The organism is Chlamydia crocodili, assembly GCF_018343815.1.
Lineage (GTDB): Bacteria > Chlamydiota > Chlamydiia > Chlamydiales > Chlamydiaceae > Chlamydia > Chlamydia crocodili.
Genome location: NZ_CP060791.1, coordinates 388689 through 409344, shown reverse-complemented (window position 1 = coordinate 409344; position 20656 = coordinate 388689). Strand labels below are relative to the sequence as shown.

The window sequence follows — 20656 nt, the reverse complement described above, 5'->3', positions numbered from 1 at the left end:
TTATATGACAACATTTAAAGGGATAGCATCGGCAAAAGGCATGCGCGTTGCTATCGTTGGAGCGTGTTTTAACGGACCTATAGCCGACGCATTAGTTTCAGGAGCACAACAGACTTTTCTGGATCTAGGGGGAACAGAAGATATGTTGACCATAGTACGTGTTCCCGGATCGTTTGAGATTCCTTGTACACTAAAGAAACTTCTTACGTCAGGTATAGAGTATGATGCTATAGTAGCCTGTGGTGTCCTTATTAAAGGTGAAACCACACATTATGATCATATAGCTGATCAGGTTTCAGCAAGGATTAGCGAATTATCTATAGAATTTAATCTCCCAATTACCTTTTCAGTCATCACAGCACCTTGTATAGATTCTGCATGGCAACGCGCAGGAATTAAAGGATCAAATTTAGGGATTTCTGGGATGAAAACAGCTTTAGAAATGGCTGATCTTTTTAAAAAATTATAGTAACGTAGCGTTGCACTTTAAAGTGTAACGCTAACAGAACCATTTAAGTGCACTCGCACAGCAATATTCTCAGAAAAGATATCCAAGCCTCCACAAGAAACTGTAGTTTCTGAAAAGTCTAAAACAGTTGCTTGGTCAAGCAATTGCTTTTTTAGCATATCCTTGTGAACACGCAAACTTTTTACTACCAAAGATAATGCTGTAGAGTAAACTTGACGTAAACGACTTTCAGGACTTGCTGTTGCTGTTCCGTGATTTGCCTGTAGTAAACCAGTAATGAGGTTAGGAAGGCCTCGGATTTCTAAAGGAACGTGTTCGCCTTGTGGTGTATAGAAACTGTCTACTAAACTTTCTGATTCATCAATAGGGAGATTTTTAAAACTCCAAGTAAGAGCATTAGCTTCTACAGGTGAAAGTTCCATAAGGGTTGCTAAACGTACCAAAGCCATATCACTGCGGCAAGATCCTTCAAATCCTAAACGATTTGCTCTGTATGTGAAGTAACGGGAAAAGGCCTCCTCTACAGTAGCATGTTGTTGCAACATGGATAATAAAGGAGCGAAATTATAGTAAAATTCTTGGGAACAATTGTTTTCTCCGCAGATATCCAGAGAATAGAGATATAAATCTAGAACTACTAAAGGACGCTTGGCCCTGCCAATGGATAAAAGTTGAGCGCTCGGCATTGTTGTAAGATTGAAGAGAGAATCATAATCAGCTAAACGGCGTAAAGCGACGAATACCTCTTTTTGTTCAGGAGATAGTCGAGAATAAGAGGGGCTTAATTCTGGAAACGCCTTTAACACATGTAAGGCTTTCGCATAAAAAGCATCAGCACGAGACTCTGTGAAGTAAGGCTTAAAGTTTGCAGCAGCTTTTGCAGAGCACCCCATATGTTTTAAAACAATGGCTGTTTCTAAGATTTTTAGAGTGTTATCAAAATGTTTGGGAGAGTTTAAGAAATAAATCAACTGCCTGTGGGTAGTTTGGAATTGCTTAAAAGTGATGCTATCTTCTGATGGCTGTAACTGACAGAGTTGAGCGTAAGATTGGCGTGAACCCTGTATTAATAAATGGAGATATATCAAACTGCGTATAGCCACATCAAAAGCAGGGATTTTTTTATCAAACAGTGATAAAGAATAAGCTGTTTTAGATGTTGAGGTAATACTTGCCGCAGCCGATGGCTCTGTTAACCAAAGTAATTCTGGATATTGACGTAGCTTGTGTTCGATCCAAGCATCAGACCCTATTTTCCCTTTGCCAGAAGGCATATTCATGGAGAGCATCGCTGATGAAGTCGGAGCTCCGTAAGAAATGTAAGGAAAGCTTAAAAGACAAGCTGCTAAACAAGAACAGCTTCGAATTATAAGGATTTTTAACATAAGATCCTCTGGCACCTAATTGTTTTGTTAATTTCTCTTGATAAAGAGGATTAACTAAATGCCCCATGTTGATAACAAAATGGCCAATAACAAATCAACCCGAGAAACTCAAGAATCATTTCCCAGAGAGAAGCCAGTGAGATATCGTTATGGTGTTAAAAATCTTAATATTAAAAAATAAAAATGCAAATACGCACTATTTTTAATGTGTTTGTGATATAATAGTATAACTTTTAATTTTAAATTTAACTAAAGTAATGAAAAAATACATCTATAAGTACAGTTTTGGCGGTTTGGTATTGCTCTTGAGTTTGAGTAGTTGCTGCTTGAACCCTTATGGATCCAAGCAGAGCTCAAAAAACTCAAAGGACATAAATAACGAATCTGTTATACTCACGGAAAGTGAAAAGAAGCCTTCACGTCGTTCGCGAAGATTATTTGCTCGACGTAGTCAATCTAAGAAGGACACACAGAAAGTGCAAGCTAACTTTAAGAAATACGAAGCTCAAATAACAGATCAAGACAAAAGAGACATCTCTTTCGTCATTGACGCTGCTTCTGAAAAGTCTTCTATTTCATTAGCTATGTCTCAAAGTGAGATTAAGAGCGCTTTAAACCGTATCAGAGAACTTCACCCTTTGGCTCTATTAAAACTGTTAGCTGAACATCCTTCATTGATTGAAGGTATGAAGAAAATGCAAGGCCGTGATTGGATTTGGAATATGTTCATATCTGAATTAAGCGAAGTGTTTTCTCAAGCTGCTTCTCAGGGTGTTATCACAGAAGAAGATATCGCTGCTTTTGCCTCCACCTTAGGATTGGATTCCGGGACCGTTGCCTCCATTGTGCAAGGGGAAAGGTGGCCTGAGCTTTTAGATATCGTGATATCTCAACCTTCTTAAGCTCTCTACAACGAAGCTTCCTTTCCCCTAAACAAGGAGAGGAAGCTACGAGCTAATTTTGCTGTGATCTTCCATTAAGAACACTATTAGCAATAAAAAGAGAGACCAATGTTACATTTTCTAGAACAATTAAATAATTTTTGCATTTCTTTCTGTGTATTCCCCGTGATTTTATTTCTTGGTGGGTTATTAACATGGAAACTTCGCGGTTTACAATTCACAGGATTAAAGCTTGGCTTTAATCTCATGTTAAAAAATAAACAAGAGAGCCCGTCTACGGAAGACGGTAAGGTATCTCGTTATGAAGCTGTAGCGGGGATCCTTGCTGGTAATTTTGGTACAGGGAATATCGCGGGTATGGCTATCGCTATTGCTTGCGGAGGTCCAGGTGCTTTAGTTTGGATTTGGATAGCAGCTCTCTTAGGAGCAATTGTTCAATATTCGGGATCGTTTTTAGGAATAAAATATCGTAAACTTCGCGGGAAATCAGGAGAGTTTATCGGAGGGCCAACGGCATGCCTAGCCTATGGTATGGGGAGTAAATTCCTTGCTGGTCTCTTCTGTATATTTACAATTATCACAGCATTTTCAGCAGGAAATTTTGCACAAATTAATTGTATTGTGCCTCTTTGTGCTGAAAGTGTGCCCCTGAAATTCTTGATAGGTTTTATTCTTGCTTTAACAATTCTTCCTGTGCTTGTAGGAGGAAATACGCGTATTCTTAGATTCTCAGCTAGAGTTATTCCTTTTATCGCCGGCTTCTATGCAATTTCTTGTCTTGTGATTCTTGCGCAACACAGTTCTATGATTCTTCCTGCATTAAAACTTATTATTTCGTCCGCATTTGGAATAAAAGCTACTGTTGCAGGTCTGGGAGGTTATACAATAACTCAAGTAATCTCAACAGGAATGAGCCGTGCCATCATGGCAACTGATTGCGGTAGTGGTATGGTATCAATTTTACAATCCGACTCTCAAAGTAAGAATCCTGTGATTGATGGTTTGGTTACTCTTTTGCCACCCGTTATTGTTATGGTGGTCTGTTCGATTACAACTCTCGTACTTATTGTGTCTGGAGCCTATGCTTCGGGACAAGAAGGAACGCTTATGGTGCTGCATGCCTTTAAATCAAGTCTGGGATCTCTCGGAGGGCTTGTTGTTATTCTTGCGATGGCCTTATTTGGGTACACAACAGCTTTGACTTGGTTTGCTTGCGCAGAAAAAAGTTTAGAATATATGATACCTGGGAAACGAGCTAACTCCTGGCTAAAGATTCTGTTTGTTGCAGTTATACCTTTCGGAGGAATTGTAGACATGCGATTGATTTGGAGTCTTTCTGATACAGGGTTTGCGGGTATGGTAATTCTAAATTCTATAGCTTTGGTAGCTTTGTTTAAGGATGTATTATCTACAAATGGGGAAGTTGCCCTACTTAGACTGGAAGAAGATGCTAAATCCAATGTTTTGCAAAATCTAGATATCTAAACGGAGATGAATAATGCAATTACTCTCACCAGCATTTGACTATGGAAAACCAATTCCGAAAAAATATACATGCCAAGGCGTTAACATTTCTCCACCCCTAATATTTAAAGATGTTCCTGCAGAAGCAAAAAGCATAGCATTGATCATTGAAGATCCCGATGTGCCTAGAAGTCTACGAGCCGATGGTCTTTGGATTCATTGGGTGGTGTATAACCTTTCTCCAACCATAACCGAACTAGCAGAGGGCGCAAGTATTTTTGCTGTTCAAGGATTAAACACTTCAGGAAAAGCCTGTTATGAAGGCCCCTGCCCACCAGATAGACAACATCGCTATTTCTTCTACTGCTATGCTCTAGATACTATCTTGCCAGCAGAAGAAAACGTAACCAGAGATCAGCTTCTTGAAGTGATGGAAAATCACGTTGTAGATAGTGCTGAGTTAATGGGAACATACGAAAAGAGTTAAACGTTTTACTCTTCCTCAGGAATAAACTCTTCTCGTTTTTTCCTATGTTTCCAATATAGCGGGCCGTAGTGATAACATAATTCCTCGCCCGCTTCAATTACTTGAATTGTTCTAATAACCACATGAAACAATCCGTTTTGGAACACCCCTATGGCCTCCACATTAGGTTTGTCGCTATGATTAATAAAACGAGTAAAGTTTCCTTGACGACCACTATCAATAGTGAAATAGCGCCATAGCCCTAAAGATAGGGGATAACGAAAACAATAATCGTTTTCATCCATCCAAATAGCCTGACGGCGACGAAGTATACCAGTATATTCTCCAATATATGTCCAGGCGGGGATTCGCTCTCGAGCAAAAACTCCATAACCAATATACGAGTTTACCCAACATACTGCTATAGGGGGCATAGGAGGAGTAATTAGATCTTGTTTGTGAAGTTCCCCAAGCCATTTAGCTAATGGAGAAATGCAAAGTTTTTTCCTAGACTTATCACATAATTTTCGGACTTTTTCTTCTACTTTCCAATCCGCAAAAGTAAGAAAAGGAAGAAACTTGAAATTGAGTAATTGTGAGGCTCTTTCCATACTGTAGAGAGTACTTTCTTCCCAGTTATGATCCAGAGAAATGTGTAGAGTCTCGGGTGAATAGGATTCTAATTTCATGTGTTTACTAAAGACCTAAAGTAAATAGGATCAGAAATTCCTTGGCTTTCTGCTATTACAGGAAGAATTGATGAGATATCCTCTATAGCAGAAGATACTTTGGATAGAGCTAATTCAGGAGTGTTACATTCGCTAGAAAGATGAGCGAGGTAGATTTTCTTAATTTTAGGAGTAAGAATTTTTTGTAATAGTTCCCCACACTCACGATTGGATATATGTCCTAATTTACTAAGAACACGTTTTTTATAAATATCAGGACGTGCTGATTGCCGTACAAGTTCGGGATCATGATTTGCTTCCACAAGCAAATAGTCACAATCATAAAGTTCGTGAATAATCCATGAGGTTACCCAACCTAAATCAGTACAAAAACCCAGCTTTTCATCACGGTAATGAAAAATAAACCCTACGGGATCTATAGCATCGTGAGGAACATTGAAAGTTTGAATTTTTAAATCATAGAAAGAAAATATTGTTCCTGTAGAAAAAATCTTAAAAGTGGGATGAACATCCAATAATTGACATAGACTACGTGCAGTCTCAAGGTTACAGATAATTGGTGTATTGTATGTTTTTACAAAACTTTTAATTCCAGAAATATGATCAGAGTGCTCATGAGAAATAAAAATAGCTTGAATATCTTCAGGGTGGATATTCATAGATAATAGTTCATGCGTTACAAGCTGCTTGCTAATGCCTAAATCTATCAGAATTTTACAGGAGTCCGTTCCCAAATAGGTACAGTTCCCCTTCGAACCTGAGGCTAAAGGGAAAAAACCTTCCATAAACTTATCCTTCTTGTGGAGGCATTTGTATTAAGATTTGACGAGGCTTCGCGCCTTCTGAAGGACCAATGATTCTCGCCTCTTCAAGCTGATCTATCAAACTAGCTGCTCTAGCATAGCCAATTTTAAGTTTTCTTTGTAAGAAAGTCGTAGAAGCATTTCCTGTTTGCAAAACAAGAGTTTTTGCTTGGTTATATAGCGGATCTCTATCTGCTGAATCATCTCCCACAAAGTCTTCATAAGTATCAAATGAAGGAATAACATATTTTGTAGGGAACCGGGAACATAGATCTTTTATGACTTTATTAATGTCTTCATCGCAAATATAAGCTCCTTGAGCACGAACTGCTCCAAAAGAGGAGGGAGAAACAACTAACATGTCTCCATTTCCCATGAGATTTTCTGCCCCAGGCTCGTCTATAATAATTTGACTATTCACTTTGTTAGCGACTTTAAATGCAATCCGAGAAGGAAAGTTGGCTTTAATCAATCCTGTAATTACGTCACGAGAAGGCCTTTGCGTGGCTAAGATTAGATGAATGCCAACAGCTCTTGCCATTTGTGCTAAACGAATGATAGGTGTTTCTATATCCTGAGAAGAGGAAAGTAAAAGATCAGCAAGCTCATCGATAATACCCACAAGGAAAGGCATTTTTTCTGGGATTTCTTTATCAAAAGAGGCTTCTACTTCAACATTGCGTTCACGAGAATTAAAAGCCTGAATATTTCTAAGGCCCAAAAATCTTAGAATTTCATAACGAAGTTCCATTTCTTTAACGAGCCAGACTAGGGCACTATGAGCATCGCGAGATTCTGTAATCACAGGAGTTAACATATGGGGGAGTTGGGAATACCCAGTGAGCTCTACTTTTTTCGGATCGACGATGACAAGTTTGATATCAGAAGGTAGTGTTGTCATGATCAAAGACATGACAATCGTATTGATGCAAACGGATTTTCCTGATCCTGTTGTCCCCGCAATAATTAAATGAGGCATAGTTGCTAAGTCTGCCCAGAAATTATCGCCATTGGCTTTTTTCCCAAGTAAAAGAGGAACCTGTAACTTATGATTTTGTTTTTGATAATCTTCTAATAAGTCGCGGAAATTTACTGGTTGTGGGTAGGGATTAGGAATTTCAATACCGACAGCTGCTTTACCGGGAATAGGTGCAATAATACGAATGCTCGAAGCTTGCAAATTCAAAGCTATATCATTTTCTAAAGCTTTTATTTTTTGAACCTTTACACCTGTATGAGGTTGTACTTCAAATGCGGCTAGCGTGGGACCGAAACAAATATTCCCGATATCAGCATCTATTCCAAAACTTTCTAAAGTTTGTTGTAAAAGCATGCCTTTTTTTTGAAGTTCCTCACGAAGGGACTCAGGTTTTGAATTGTCACTTTTACTCAACAGATGATATTGAGGTAGTTCGGAATTCCCTCCTCCAAATGTTGATAAATCCATAGGGGGGGATTTTTCAACTCTCTTACTTGGTGGAGGTAAGGACTGAGGTAATACGGTAATCTTAGATTCTTTCTGAATTGTATTTTGTGGTTTTGTGAATGTAGATAAAATACGTTTTTGAGGATGAGGAGCTAGAAAAAGAGTTGCTTTTTCTGAAGAATCTTGGGGAGTTATATGTGAATCATCAAATAAATCTCCCTTTTCTATTGGTAGGGAAACAACTGGAGTCGGGAGCTTCCTTGAATCATTCCTTGCTATAGGAGCAGAAGGAACTTTAATTGAAGGTTTTGGGAGATAATTTTGTTTATTGGTTAGTCTTTTTAAAATGCTTTTGCAAATACGCCAACAGGCTTGAAATCTGTTTTTGAGGAATCTTTGCAGAATTTTTTTTTTAATTAGGACTATACCTCCACAGAGATAAAAAATAGAAAAGAACAATATAAATGAAAAGATAAGACCGGTACCCACGGAACCAATCAAATGTTTCAAACAGAAAGATTGTCCAGCATAAAGAATATAGAAAGGAATTCCTCCTAAATAAGAAACAGGAGGATTAATCCCTAAAATAAATTTAGGAAGACGGGCGTCTAAAACATGAGGTAACACTTGTACAGGAGAAAACATCGACAGCAATATTGCTGAACAAATAGGAATGCATGCAAATGCAAGTGCCTTACGATGCAGGATCTTTGAAGGCGTTTTTCTTATATTTAGAAAGGATAGCCACAAAAAATATGGTGGAATAAGAAAAGACGCTGCTCCGAAGCAATATAAAAGAAAGGAACTTAAAGACCATCCTAGCAATCCTATCCAGTTTTGGGTGCACGGCTGGGTATTATGAAAACTCCATAAACTTAGACCTGAAAAACAAGCCAAAAACAAATAGATACTCGCCCTAACCGCGAAGGGAATTGAAGGAAATAAGGCAGATTTAGATTTCTGTCGCTCTCTTACCATGAATAGACACAAGGTTTTTAGTAGAGTGAGAATTTATTCTAATACTTGGTTATAGCAAGAATCGCAAAAGAAACAAAGAAGATAAAGAAGGGCGAACGACGGGGCTTGAACCCGCGACCTTCGGAACCACAATCCGACGCTCTAACCAACTGAGCTACGTTCGCCACAAGCTATGAAAGCTAAGAAAAAATATTATCTCGACGATAATATTTATCCAAGACAAAAAGGCTATGATCTCAAACATAATTCGTTAGTTAAAGCTAATCGAACTTGTGAAGGGGGTATTATTTTAATAATTTCCTACCATAGGTATTTAAAATACATAGATCAAAATTCTCTCTTCAATCAAGGAACCACTCTCATCCTCAGGCATTAGACATTTATTAAAATAGAATCGGGCTGAAGTATTTCAAAGAGTAAATTCTCTATATCTTAATAAGAAAATAGAACTCGGGGCGAGCCAGCAATTAAAATCAAAATTTTATTACAAAAGATCATTGAAGAGCATTTTCGATATTAGTAACGGGCAGGACTTCAACAGGTTTAGTTTGAGCTTTCAAAGCAGATGAATTTGCGATAAAAAACAAAAAATCTAAGGAAAAATAAAACGCATTTTTCTTGCTCTGAAGCTATTGAGAGGGCATAAATTCAATTTGTAGAATTTATAATTCGAAAAAAAGTGCAGCAAAATATGTTGCATAAATAAATGCCGTTTATATAAGATATTGATTTCTTCTTCACCGCGAAAAGCGAAAGAAGGAAGAGTCCACACTTCGATGTGGATACGCAAACGAGGGTTCAGCAATGCTGATCTTCTCTTCTTAACAATGCAAATGAGATAGAATGCAAGCCAGTATAAAGAATGCTTGTTCGGATTTTTAAAATCCGTTAATTTTTAAATTTATTTTTTCTGAGAATTTGATCTTGGTTCAGATTGAACGCTGGCGGCGTGGATGAGGCATGCAAGTCGAACGGAATAATGACTTCGGTTGTTATTTAGTGGCGGAAGGGTTAGTAATACATAGATAATCTGTCCTCAACTTGGGAATAACGGTTGGAAACGACCGCTAATACCGAATGTGGTATGTTTAGGCATCTAAAACATATTAAAGAAGGGGATCTTAGGACCTTTCGGTTAAGGAAGAGTCTATGGGATATCAGCTTGTTGGTGGGGTAATGGCCTACCAAGGCTTTGACGTCTAGGCGGATTGAGAGATTGACCGCCAACACTGGGACTGAGACACTGCCCAGACTTCTACGGAAGGCTGCAGTCGAGAATCTTTCGCAATGGACGAAAGTCTGACGAAGCGACGCCGCGTGTGTGATGAAGGCTCTAGGGTTGTAAAGCACTTTCGCTTGGGAATAAGAGAAATTGGCTAATATCCAATTGATTTGAGCGTACCAGGTAAAGAAGCACCGGCTAACTCCGTGCCAGCAGCTGCGGTAATACGGAGGGTGCTAGCGTTAATCGGATTTATTGGGCGTAAAGGGCGTGTAGGCGGAAAGGAAAGTTAGATGTTAAATCTTGGGGCTCAACCCCAAGCCAGCATCTAATACTATCTTTCTAGAGGGTAGATGGAGAAAAGGGAATTCCACGTGTAGCGGTGAAATGCGTAGATATGTGGAAGAACACCAGTGGCGAAGGCGCTTTTCTAATTTACACCTGACGCTAAGGCGCGAAAGCAAGGGGAGCAAACAGGATTAGATACCCTGGTAGTCCTTGCCGTAAACGATGCATACTTGATGTGGATAGTCTCAACCCTATCCGTGTCGTAGCTAACGCGTTAAGTATGCCGCCTGAGGAGTACACTCGCAAGGGTGAAACTCAAAAGAATTGACGGGGGCCCGCACAAGCAGTGGAGCATGTGGTTTAATTCGATGCAACGCGAAGAACCTTACCTGGGCTTGACATGTATTTGACCGCGGCAGAAATGTCGTTTTCCGCAAGGACAGATACACAGGTGCTGCATGCCTGTCGTCAGCTCGTGCCGTGAGGTGTTGGGTTAAGTCCCGCAACGAGCGCAACCCTTATCGTTAGTTGCCAACACTTAGGGTGGGAACTCTAACGAGACTGCCTGGGTTAACCAGGAGGAAGGCGAGGATGACGTCAAGTCAGCATGGCCCTTATGCCCAGGGCCACACACGTGCTACAATGGCCAGTACAGAAGGTAGCAATATCGCGAGATGGAGCAAATCCTCAAAGCTGGCCCCAGTTCGGATTGTAGTCTGCAACTCGACTACATGAAGTCGGAATTGCTAGTAATGGCGTGTCAGCTATAACGCCGTGAATACGTTCCCGGGCCTTGTACACACCGCCCGTCACATCATGGGAGTTGGTTTTGCCTTAAGTCGTTGACTCAACCTGCAAAGGAGAGAGGCGCCCAAGGTGAGGCTGATGACTGGGATGAAGTCGTAACAAGGTAGCCCTACCGGAAGGTGGGGCTGGATCACCTCCTTTTAAGGATAAGGATAACTGTTTTAGGACAGTTTGACTAGGTTGGGCAAGCATCTTTAAAAACTTGTATTCTATTTCTTTTGCATTGTTAAGCGTTTGTTTCCAAAACATTCAGTTTACGATCAAGTATGTTATGTAAATAATATGGTAACAAGTAAATTCACATATAATAATAGACGTTTAAGAATATCTGTCTTTGGTGAAGTTAACTTGCATGGATCAATAATTTACAGACCAAGTTGTTAAGAGCTATTGGCGGATGCCTTGGCATTGACAGGCGATGAAGGATGCGTTTACCTGCAGTAATCTTCGGCGAGCTGGTATAAAGCTATGACCCGGAGGTATCCGAATGGGGCAACCCGGTAGATTAATCGTCTACCATTATATGCTGAATACATAGGCATATAAAGCGACACCTGCTGAACTGAAACATCTTAGTAAGCAGAGGAAAATAAATCAAAGAGATTCCCTAAGTAGCGGCGAGCGAAAGGGGAGAAGACCAAACCACATCATTGGTGTGGGGTTGTAGGGTCGATAACATGAGATCTTAAGTTTTAGTTGAATACTTCTGGAAAGTAGAACGATACAGGGTGATAGTCCCGTAAGCGAAAGAACAAGAGACTCTATTCGATACCTGAGTAGGGCTAGACACGTGAAACCTAGTCTGAATCTGGGGAGACCACTCTCCAAGTCTAAATACTAGTCAATGACCTATAGTGAACCAGTACTGTGAAGGAAAGGTGAAAAGAACCCTTGTTAAGGGAGTGAAATAGAACCTGAAACCAGTAGCTTATAAGCGGTCGGAGACCTATAGCTTCCTCGGAAGCGATGGTTGACGGCGTGCCTTTTGCATGATGAGCCAGGGAGTTAAGTTAAACGGCGAGGTTAAGGGATTTACATTCCGGAGCCGAAGCGAAAGCGAGTTTTAATAGAGCGTATAGTCGTTTGATTTAGACACGAAACCAAGTGAGCTATTTATGACCAGGTTGAAGCATGGGTAAGACCTTGTGGAGGACCGAACCAGTACATGTTGAAAAATGTTTGGATGAGTTGTGAATAGGGGTGAAAGGCCAATCAAACTTGGAGATATCTTGTTCTCTCCGAAATAACTTTAGGGTTAGCCTCGGATATTAAGCTTTTGGGGGTAGAGCACTGAATTCTAGCGGGGGCCTACCGGCTTACCAACGGAAATCAAACTCCGAATACCAAAAGCGAGTCCGGGAGATAGACAGCGGGGGCTAAGCTTCGTTGTCGAGAGGGGAACAGCCCAGACCGCCGATTAAGGTCCCAAATTTTATGCTAAGTGAGTAAGGAAGTGATGATTCTAAGACAGTTGGAATGTTGGCTTAGAGGCAGCAATCATTTAAAGAGTGCGTAACAGCTCACCAATCGAGAATCATCGCGCCAATAATAATCGGGGCTCAAGCATAAAACCGACATCGCGGGTGTATATTTTATATATACGCGGTAGGAGAGCGTAGTATTCAGCAGCGAAGGTATACCGTAAGGAGTACTGGAGCGGATACTAGTGAAGATCCATGGCATAAGTAACGATAAAGGAAGTGAAAATCTTCCTCGCCGTAAGCACAAGGTTTCCAGGGTCAAGCTCGTCTTCCCTGGGTTAGTCGGCCCCTAAGTCGAGGCACAAATGCGTAGACGATGGAGTAACAGGTTAAATATTCCTGTACCACCTAAAACTTTAGCAATGGAATGACGGAGTACGTTAAGCACGCGGACGATTGGAAATGTCCGTATCACAATGAGACTGGTTAGTAGGTAAATCCGCTAACATAAGGTTAGGTTGTGGTTAAGGGAAATCTTCGGAGGAACTGATAGTGTAGCGCAATGCTTTCAAGAAATAATTTCTAGCTGTTGATGGTGACCGTACCTAAACCGACACAGGTGTGCGAGATGAGTATTCTAAGGCGCGCGAGATAACTTTCGTTAAGGAACTCGGCAAATTATCCCCGTAACTTCGGAAGAAGGGGAGCCTTCTAGGGTGATTACCTTTACGGTATGAGCTCCGGGAGGCCGCAGAGAAATGGCCCAGGCGACTGTTTAACAAAAACACAGCACTATGCAAACCTCTAAGGGGAAGTATATGGTGTGACGCCTGCCCAATGCCAAAAGGTTAAAGGAATATGTCAGCCGTAAGGCAAAGCATTGAACCCAAGCCCTGGTGAATGGCCGCCGTAACTATAACGGTGCTAAGGTAGCGAAATTCCTTGTCGGGTAAGTTCCGACCTGCACGAATGGTGTAACGATCTGGGCACTGTCTCAACGAAAGACTCGGTGAAATTGTAGTAGCAGTGAAGATGCTGTTTACCCGCAAAAGGACGAAAAGACCCCGTGAACCTTTACTGTACTTTGGTATTGATTCTTGATTTGTTATGTGTAGCATAGCCAGGAGACTATGAACACTCTTCGTTAGGAGAGTGGGAGTCATCGTTGAAATACTGGTCTTAACAAGTTGGGAGTCTAACATAATTCCATGAATCTGGAATATGGACATTGCCAGACGGGCAGTTTTACTGGGGCGGTATCCTCCTAAAAAGTAACGGAGGAGCCCAAAGCTTATTTCATCGTGGTTGGCAATCACGAGTAGAGCGTAAAGGTATAAAATAGGTTGACTGTAAGACCTACAAGTCAAGCAGAGACGAAAGTCGGGCTTAGTGATCCGGCGGTGGAAAGTGGAATCGCCGTCGCTTAACGGATAAAAGGTACTCCGGGGATAACAGGCTGATCGCCACCAAGAGTTCATATCGACGTGGCGGTTTGGCACCTCGATGTCGGCTCATCGCATCCTGGGGCTGGAGAAGGTCCCAAGGGTTTGGCTGTTCGCCAATTAAAGCGGTACGCGAGCTGGGTTCAAAACGTCGTGAGACAGTTTGGTCTCTATCCTTTGTGGGCGCAGGATACTTGAAAGGAGCTGTTCCTAGTACGAGAGGACCGGAATGGACGAACCAATGGTGTGTCGGTTGTTTTGCCAAAAGCATAGCCGAGTAGCTACGTTCGGAAAGGATAAGCATTGAAAGCATCTAAATGCCAAGCCTCCCTTAAGATAAGGTATCCCTATGAGACTCCATATAGACTATGTGGTTGATAGGTTGGGTGTGTACGCACAGTAATGTGTTTAGCTAACCAATACTAATAAGTCCATTGACTTGGTTTTTATCATATAAAAAGCTCAATAGGCTTTTTTGTTGAAATAAATCGATCGATGTAAGTTGATACTAAAGACTCTCTTAAGCGTCTATTAGTATACGTGAATTGTTACGTTACAAGAATTTGCTTGGTGATAATGGAAAAAGGGACACACCTGACCCCATTCCGAACTCAGAAGTTAAGCCTTTTATCGCCGATGGTACTATACACAAGAGTATGGGAGAGTAGGTCATTGCCAAGCTTTTAGTTATTTTGACTCGTAAACTGAGTTTTTTTATAAGGAGAATAGAAATATTCTCCTTTTTTTTTGCTCGCATTCTTTTTGATACTTGCAAAATAAATTCATAGGATTATAATCTTACTACGTGAAATAACCTATTTCACTCTTCTTAAGTTATTTAGTAATTTTGGTATCAATAATGCATAAGTACAAGCGCGCTTACAAGCGGTGCCTAACTGCCTAGGCAAATGTATTGAGATACTCCGTTAAGGGTATTTCTAGATTCTCAAAGAGAACTAGTCCCTAAAAGTTATTAAATAGTTTCATTGTTTCTCCCTTATTAACGGTCCTCAAACACACTGGACTCCGACTTTTATTTTTCGGAGATTATAAAGTCATAATTTTATTTATTTGACTGATTGTTGTTCAGATCTCATGGGATTTTTAATTTTTTACCTATGAGATAAACGTGTAAGAACACCCGTTAATTTTATGTCTACCCCTATACGTAATTCTACTCCGGATAGATTTTTAGCATCTATTCCGCAATATCCTTTAGAAGATGGAGAAGTATCGTTCTCAAATCGATCTAGTTTACTTAGTAACGTCTCTTCCAATGATTCTGAATCTAATCTAGAATCTAATGCAACTGAATCTCTTCGACTCAGTGATCTACAATCTATACAAGAATCTATTGATACAACGAGTTCAGCGAGTCCAGTCACATCTCTAGTATCCGTATCTATTACTTCAGAATCAGATGTTAGTTACGGAGACTCTACACATTTATTTACTCATGGTAGGGAGCATCCCTCTACACATGGATACCATGTACCTATTTTTGATGCTGTTTATGAAAGCCCTACAATATCTCCTACCCCTGCACCTTTAGTTGGAGTGGGGTATACAAATGGGAGTCAATCGGGATATTATGGAGCTCAAAATGAGGCTATGCATTTGAGCCAATTATTAGGAGGTAGAGAGGTTGTAGGAATCTATAATGATGGAAGTGGAAGATTTTCATCATTTTTCTGTAGAAGAGATCCGAACAACATATCACCAGTTTCTCAAGCTATCTTAGATACTTGGGATGCTTTCTTTGCCTCTCATCCTGGAGGCAGTGTTTTTATTCATTATTTTTTTGGAAATGGTGCGGAGCATATTCAAGAAGCCATTCAACGTACAAGACACGCTCGTAATATAGTTTTAGTAGGAATTTGTCCTTCGCATTATCCTAATCACCCTCGGTCTTTTTATTTTAGAGTTCCTGGAGATTTCTTTTCCTGTATGGATGCCGAAGGATTTTCAAGATCTGGGGTAACAACGCTGCCATATTCTTCTGCAAGTTTAGGTTTTTTCTGGGTGCATTTTCATGATCCTGCTTTTAATAATGCTATTGTGAACACATTTATGTTAACTGCAGGAGTCGATGCTGTTGCTACTAATGTTACTTCTGAATCTAGTGTGGTAGAAATTGGTGAATCATCGCCATTGAATGGAAATGATCGAGAAGAAAGTTTTGGAGTAGTGGGTTATAGTGTTCAAGGAGTTTCCATAACACGTTCCTCTAGCCCCAATGTATTTGCTAGGATACAGACGTTAATCAATATGCCAGACTCTGATGTTCAAGCTGAAGAGATAGCCTTGCCTCCTCAAAACTTCCTTGATAGAGCTGCAGAAGTTGTTACTAATATCATGAGAGTTTCCGATGCGGCATCTATTTTATGGATTTTCCCTATAGTTGATAACAACCTTAATGGTGCTTTATTAGCTGTAAGTATCCTCTTTTTTGGTATTGATGGCATTTGTAGTGTGTTTTTAATGCTAACAAATCCTCGTGCTAGAAGAGAAAGGTACCGAAACATGCGTATAGCAGCTTTGTGTTTTCGTGCTTTTGGCCCTGTTGTAAACCTATACGATGTCATAAATAATATTCGTATGGCAGCACGTTCCACTATTACACAATGTACGGTAGCTTTATATGGTTTAGTGACATTCTTTGGGTGGACTATGCTCGGTAGAGATCTGTTAGAATATACCGCTCCGGGACTCCGTGATGTCTTATTTAACCGATGCTTGAGATGGTTTGGAAATAATGGAGATCAAAATAATGAACAAACAGAATCCCAAAATAGAGGAAGAGTGAGGGTTCGTCGTCAGAATGTTGATAGCCACTATAGAGTTATTGGAATTGTGAACACGACTGTGTTTGGAATTTTTCTGACTTTTTTATCAGCAATGACAACATTGGGAGGTTTAGAAGTTGCTCCCTCATGTCGGTATAATGCAACAACAAATACAACCATCGATATTATTCCAACTGGTAATGTGAGCTTCATTGAAGGATTCTCCAATGGCCGAGCTTATGCAGTTAGCCAAGCTACGCATATGGTATTTAGTTTTCTCGCCATGATGATCTATGCTATGTCATTAATTCGAATGTTAAGATCTAATAACCGATAAATATCTATGGCGAAAAAAACTAAGCTAAGCACTAGCTGCCGAAATCATCGAGAACTATAGAAGATCGTTCTACACCGTAGTTATCGAGTAATTTTAGAATACTACTATTGTGTAGCGGTGGGCCGCATACATAATATAGATAATCTTCAGGATTACTCAATTTACTGAGCTGACCAAGCTCAAAAGCTCGGAAGAGGAAATTTGTTTTTTCGGGATCATTCTTATCCCAACCTGAAGCAATATCTTCGGGAAGAGGTTCTGATAATACTAAATGGTAATGGAAATTAGAAAAGTTCTTCTCTAATTTTTCGTACTCTTCTTGATAGATATTCTCTTTTAGAGAGCGAGCTCCGTACCATAATGTAATATCTCTTGTAGAATGCTTGTCTAATAAGAGATCTAAAATATGACTTCTACCGAATGAAGAACCCGCACCACCGATTAAGAAAATTAGGGGACGGTTGTTTTCTTTCATGAAGGATTCTCCATAAGGGCCCGAAACAGTAATCTTGTCTCCAGGTTTTAATGAAAAAATATACGATGAGCATATTCCCCAAGGGATCTCTGGGTTGGGAGCATTATTAATAAAAGGTGGCGTTGCAATACGGATATTGAATTTAATAACAGGAAGTTCTGCAGGATATGAGGCTAGAGAATATGCTTTATTTGCAGAATCTGATTCTAGGAGACTATTGTCTATAGTCTGATCAAACAAATTAAAATGTTCCCAATCACTATGGTATTCAGGAGCCATAGTTTGCTTCCAATCAGAAGTATTGGTTTTATACGCAGGAACGCTAATTTGTAGATATCCCCCGGGTTTAAAGGGAATAGGATGTTCAGGGCTAACAGATACAACAAGTTCTTTTATGAACGTTGCTACGTTATCATTAGAAACAACTGTGCCCTCCCAAGAAGAAGCATTTAAATAACGTTCTTCTATTTCCAAACACATATCATGCTGAACTTTTGTTTGGCAGGAAAGACGCCAACCTTGTTCTAGCTGTTGCTTTGAAAAAGTAGCACGATCTGTTTCTAAAGGTTGATCAGCGTCTTTTACGATTTTTACCTTACACTGTTTACAAGTAGCCTTGCCTCCACACGGAGAAGGTATAGGAATACCCGAATCTAAAAGAGAAGATAGCAGAGTACGACCGCTATCTACTGTTTTTGTAAGAGAATCGTCGTCATTAATTTTTAGCTTGCAAGGATGAATTTTAACTAGGAATTTGCGGGAAATAAGAATGATCCCAGAAAGTATCAAACCTATAACACAAAATACTAAACTAGCAATGCTGATAAAATATAGGCCTGAAAGCCAAGTCATGATCCTAAAAATCCTCGACTTCTTTGAATAGCTTATGGTGTCAAGTTATAACTTGGCTTATAAAAAATCAATGTAGATCTGTCTAATATCACAGAAAGTAAATGTCTATATCTTAAAGCTTATGCTTTAGTTCCATCGGGCTTCAGAATTTCAGAAATTGCTGCTTTTAGCATTTCGATTTTCCCAGAGGTAATATTAAGAATCACAGTATGCTCTCGGATTTCGTCAATAGTTCCTAGAATCCCCATAGCAGTAACTTTATCGCCTTTCGCAAGTTCATTTTTGCGTTTTTCCATAGCTTTTCTGCGTTTTTGTTCAGGACGCCATAAAATGAAGTAAAAGAACAAAATGGCAATGCCTAGCATTACAGCGGGTTGAGCAAAAGTACTTTTTACTTGAGTACCATCTTCATCGGCAAGGAGAGATGACGAACTCAATAGAAATAAAAAACACATGAATAAACGAGATAACATTAAACCACCTTTACTTCGGTTATTTCAGGGAAAGGTTAACATAATAGGAAGCGTACGTTCAATGCTTTTCCTAGGGGTTATCTTCCCTTTCTAGCAAAATAATATTTTCTAAGTGCGGAGAATGGGGAAACTGATCTAGAGGTTGAATTTTTTTAATACAATAACCCGCAGAAATTAAACTACAACACTCCTCAAACTGTATTTTAGGATTACAAGAGATGTAAATAATTTTTTTTGGAAAAATTCTCAGAAGATATTTAAGAACTTTATTTTGCATTCCACAACGTGGAGGGTCAATAACAACGACATCAGGAGGAGGACAGTCTTGATGTCTTCTACAAAATGTTTTGACATCTTCTAAATGTACTTCAATGAGATTTTCTTTTTTATTTATTAAGATATTTTCTTTTGCAGAGTCTATAGCATCTGGGACAATTTCTACTCCTATAACCTTTTTTACGTAGGCAGAGAGCATAATGCCTATAGTTCCTGCCCCACAATAGAGATCGAGCAATGTTTCGGATCCTCGTGGATCCATAAACTCTTTAGCAATTTCAATAATTTTTGCTCCTTGAAGACTTTGGGGTTGAAAGAAGCTTCTAGGGCGCACGTGAAACACTCCAGAATTACCATCTTTAGGGAGTATTAATGTTTGTTTAATAAATGGTTCGCCATGAATTAAGTGAGAACGGAAATAAGTCGGAGAATTTTTTACGCTGACTCTTTCTTCCCAAACGATGGAGGTAATAGGAAGGTTAGAATTTATAAGAGCATTTTTCCATTCCTCAATAAGCTCTTTTCTAACAGCATACTCTTCTCTTGCCGATGTTGTTAAAATAACCATGAATGTCTGTTTTGGATTTCCGATACGCACAGTAAGAGTACAGAGAGAACCTTTATTAAAAGGAGGATAGTAAGCTGTAAGTTCAGGATGGTTATCCCACCAAATCCGTGTAAGATCTAGAATATTGACAGCGTGTTCATGAATCATGAGACATTCTGTAATAGGAACACCCTGTTTAGGTTTTGTAGGCGTAATGAATCCTAGACTTTTCTTTCCGTCATTTGTTTGGAAAAATGAGAACTCCATCTTATTTCTCCCTCGTAATATTGGATCGCAAGGAATCACTGGAAGAATTTCTGAAGGAGGAAAAATAGGAGAAAAAAGTTCATGTAAAAGATGTTCTTTAGTTTTTAAAGAATCAACATAGGCAGTTTGGGGAGAGGAACATCCTCCACAAATACCCAGATGTTTACAATTCATTACTGTAGGCATGGCCCACCTTAAAGGGTTTTATGTAAAACTCGTCACGCACCTGCAGGGATGTAATAAGGATAGGATGTTCTGCAGATAAAAATTACTGCAGAATTTTATCATAAGGGATGCTTTCTGGGGACAATCTTTTGAAAAGAGGGAAAGAGAGAAAATGAGGGCAAGTTATAAAATATAATTACCCTCTAAAAACCAAGACAAGGAAAAAATTATTTTCTTAGGGAGCGAGATTTAGAGCTTTTTTTTGCTTTTGCTGGAGTCTTTTTTGCGGGGGCTTTTGCTTTTGCTTTAGGAGCTGCTTTAGCTTTTACTTTCGGTCTAGCTTTTACTTTTGCCTTAGGCTTAGATGCAGATTTTACAGGCTTTTTAGTGGCAGTAGCTTTTTTAGCTTTTGTTACAGGCTTGCGTTTCATCAAACCAGACTTTTCAGCTTTGATCGATTCTTTTCTATACAGCTTAGCAATCTTCTCTAATTTGATGGAGTCAGTACGTACTCGCTGAGCTGCTGCTTTATTTCCTCTTTCGGCTTTGTCTAAGTCATGTTGGATACTTTCCAACAGATCTTTCATTTTTTTTGCCGTATCTTTTAGCGCCATGAAAAGCGTCCTCTAGTTGTTGTTTTAAACTATTTTTACTTGTTTTAATTTTTAATTAGTTTGTTTGTTCAAATTCATGCAACAATTTTTTTAGAGAAAAGA

At 39.6% G+C, this 20656-nt stretch carries 13 protein-coding genes, 1 tRNA gene and 3 rRNA genes; 8 read left to right on the top strand and 9 right to left on the bottom strand.

Translation table 11 applies throughout. From position 1 onward, the window contains the following. The first annotated feature begins 4 nt into the window (after window positions 1-4). A complete protein-coding gene (gene ribH, locus H9Q19_RS01785) occupies window positions 5-469 on the top strand; it encodes a 6,7-dimethyl-8-ribityllumazine synthase (RefSeq protein WP_213241688.1) in 465 nt (154 codons plus the stop codon). A gap of 17 nt (window positions 470-486) precedes the next feature. On the opposite strand, the gene H9Q19_RS01780 is transcribed toward ribH, so the two are convergent. Then, window positions 487-1854, bottom strand: coding sequence for a hypothetical protein (locus H9Q19_RS01780; RefSeq protein WP_213241686.1), 1368 nt, complete (start codon window positions 1852-1854; stop codon window positions 487-489). Between the two features lie 257 nt (window positions 1855-2111). On the opposite strand from H9Q19_RS01780, the gene H9Q19_RS01775 reads away from it, so the two are divergent. The 3 genes from H9Q19_RS01775 (at window position 2112) to H9Q19_RS01765 (ending at window position 4707) form a co-directional block, all read left to right on the top strand. Then, the gene (locus H9Q19_RS01775) at window positions 2112-2756 is read left to right on the top strand and encodes a hypothetical protein (protein ID WP_213241684.1); all 645 of its coding nucleotides are present in this window, start codon (window positions 2112-2114) and stop codon (window positions 2754-2756) included. 108 nt (window positions 2757-2864) lie between these two features. Continuing rightward, window positions 2865-4241: an alanine/glycine:cation symporter family protein gene (locus tag H9Q19_RS01770; RefSeq protein WP_213241682.1), complete on the top strand. Its 1377-nt coding sequence runs from the start codon at window positions 2865-2867 to the stop codon at window positions 4239-4241. A 13-nt stretch (window positions 4242-4254) separates the two neighbouring features. Next, window positions 4255-4707 carry a YbhB/YbcL family Raf kinase inhibitor-like protein gene (locus tag H9Q19_RS01765; protein WP_213241680.1) on the top strand — a complete coding sequence of 151 codons (453 nt, stop codon included), beginning with the start codon at window positions 4255-4257 and terminating at the stop codon, window positions 4705-4707. Between the two features lie 5 nt (window positions 4708-4712). Here the strand turns inward: H9Q19_RS01765 and H9Q19_RS01760 are convergent, their stop codons facing one another. The 4 genes from H9Q19_RS01760 to H9Q19_RS01745 form a co-directional block, all read right to left on the bottom strand. Further along, window positions 4713-5375 carry an SET domain-containing protein gene (locus H9Q19_RS01760; protein WP_213241678.1) on the bottom strand — a complete coding sequence of 221 codons (663 nt, stop codon included), beginning with the start codon at window positions 5373-5375 and terminating at the stop codon, window positions 4713-4715. Beyond that, the gene (locus H9Q19_RS01755; protein WP_213241676.1) at window positions 5372-6160 is read right to left on the bottom strand and encodes an MBL fold metallo-hydrolase; all 789 of its coding nucleotides are present in this window, start codon (window positions 6158-6160) and stop codon (window positions 5372-5374) included. The genes H9Q19_RS01760 and H9Q19_RS01755 overlap by 4 nt, the downstream gene beginning before the upstream one ends. A 4-nt stretch (window positions 6161-6164) precedes the next feature. After that, on the bottom strand, window positions 6165-8582 hold the full coding sequence (locus H9Q19_RS01750; protein WP_213241674.1) for an FtsK/SpoIIIE family DNA translocase: 2418 nt from the start codon (window positions 8580-8582) through the stop codon (window positions 6165-6167). A 90-nt stretch (window positions 8583-8672) separates the two neighbouring features. Then, a tRNA-His gene (locus H9Q19_RS01745) sits at window positions 8673-8746 on the bottom strand. A gap of 742 nt (window positions 8747-9488) precedes the next feature. Between H9Q19_RS01745 and H9Q19_RS01740 the strand changes: the two genes are divergently transcribed. The 4 genes from H9Q19_RS01740 (at window position 9489) to H9Q19_RS01725 (ending at window position 16885) form a co-directional block, all read left to right on the top strand. Then, a 16S ribosomal RNA gene (locus tag H9Q19_RS01740) occupies window positions 9489-11040 on the top strand. A 229-nt stretch (window positions 11041-11269) separates the two neighbouring features. Beyond that, window positions 11270-14209: ribosomal RNA gene (locus H9Q19_RS01735) — 23S ribosomal RNA — on the top strand. Window positions 14210-14328: 119 nt separating this feature from the next. After that, window positions 14329-14443, top strand: a 5S ribosomal RNA gene (rrf, locus tag H9Q19_RS01730). The 16S, 23S and 5S rRNA genes sit together here, the layout of an rRNA operon. 471 nt (window positions 14444-14914) lie before the next feature. Then, window positions 14915-16885: a DUF687 family protein gene (locus H9Q19_RS01725; protein WP_213241672.1), complete on the top strand. Its 1971-nt coding sequence runs from the start codon at window positions 14915-14917 to the stop codon at window positions 16883-16885. Between the two features lie 31 nt (window positions 16886-16916). Here the strand turns inward: H9Q19_RS01725 and nqrF are convergent, their stop codons facing one another. From nqrF to hctA, 4 genes are all read right to left on the bottom strand, one after another. Next, entirely contained in the window at window positions 16917-18212 is a 1296-nt protein-coding gene (gene nqrF / locus H9Q19_RS01720) for an NADH:ubiquinone reductase (Na(+)-transporting) subunit F (protein ID WP_213241670.1), read from the bottom strand. A gap of 119 nt (window positions 18213-18331) precedes the next feature. Then, on the bottom strand, window positions 18332-18685 hold the full coding sequence (gene yajC, locus H9Q19_RS01715; protein WP_213241668.1) for a preprotein translocase subunit YajC: 354 nt from the start codon (window positions 18683-18685) through the stop codon (window positions 18332-18334). 70 nt (window positions 18686-18755) lie between these two features. After that, the gene (locus H9Q19_RS01710; protein WP_213241666.1) at window positions 18756-19961 is read right to left on the bottom strand and encodes a class I SAM-dependent RNA methyltransferase; all 1206 of its coding nucleotides are present in this window, start codon (window positions 19959-19961) and stop codon (window positions 18756-18758) included. A gap of 206 nt (window positions 19962-20167) precedes the next feature. Continuing rightward, the gene (gene hctA, locus H9Q19_RS01705; protein WP_213241664.1) at window positions 20168-20554 is read right to left on the bottom strand and encodes a histone H1-like protein HctA; all 387 of its coding nucleotides are present in this window, start codon (window positions 20552-20554) and stop codon (window positions 20168-20170) included. Window positions 20555-20656 lie beyond the last annotated feature (102 nt).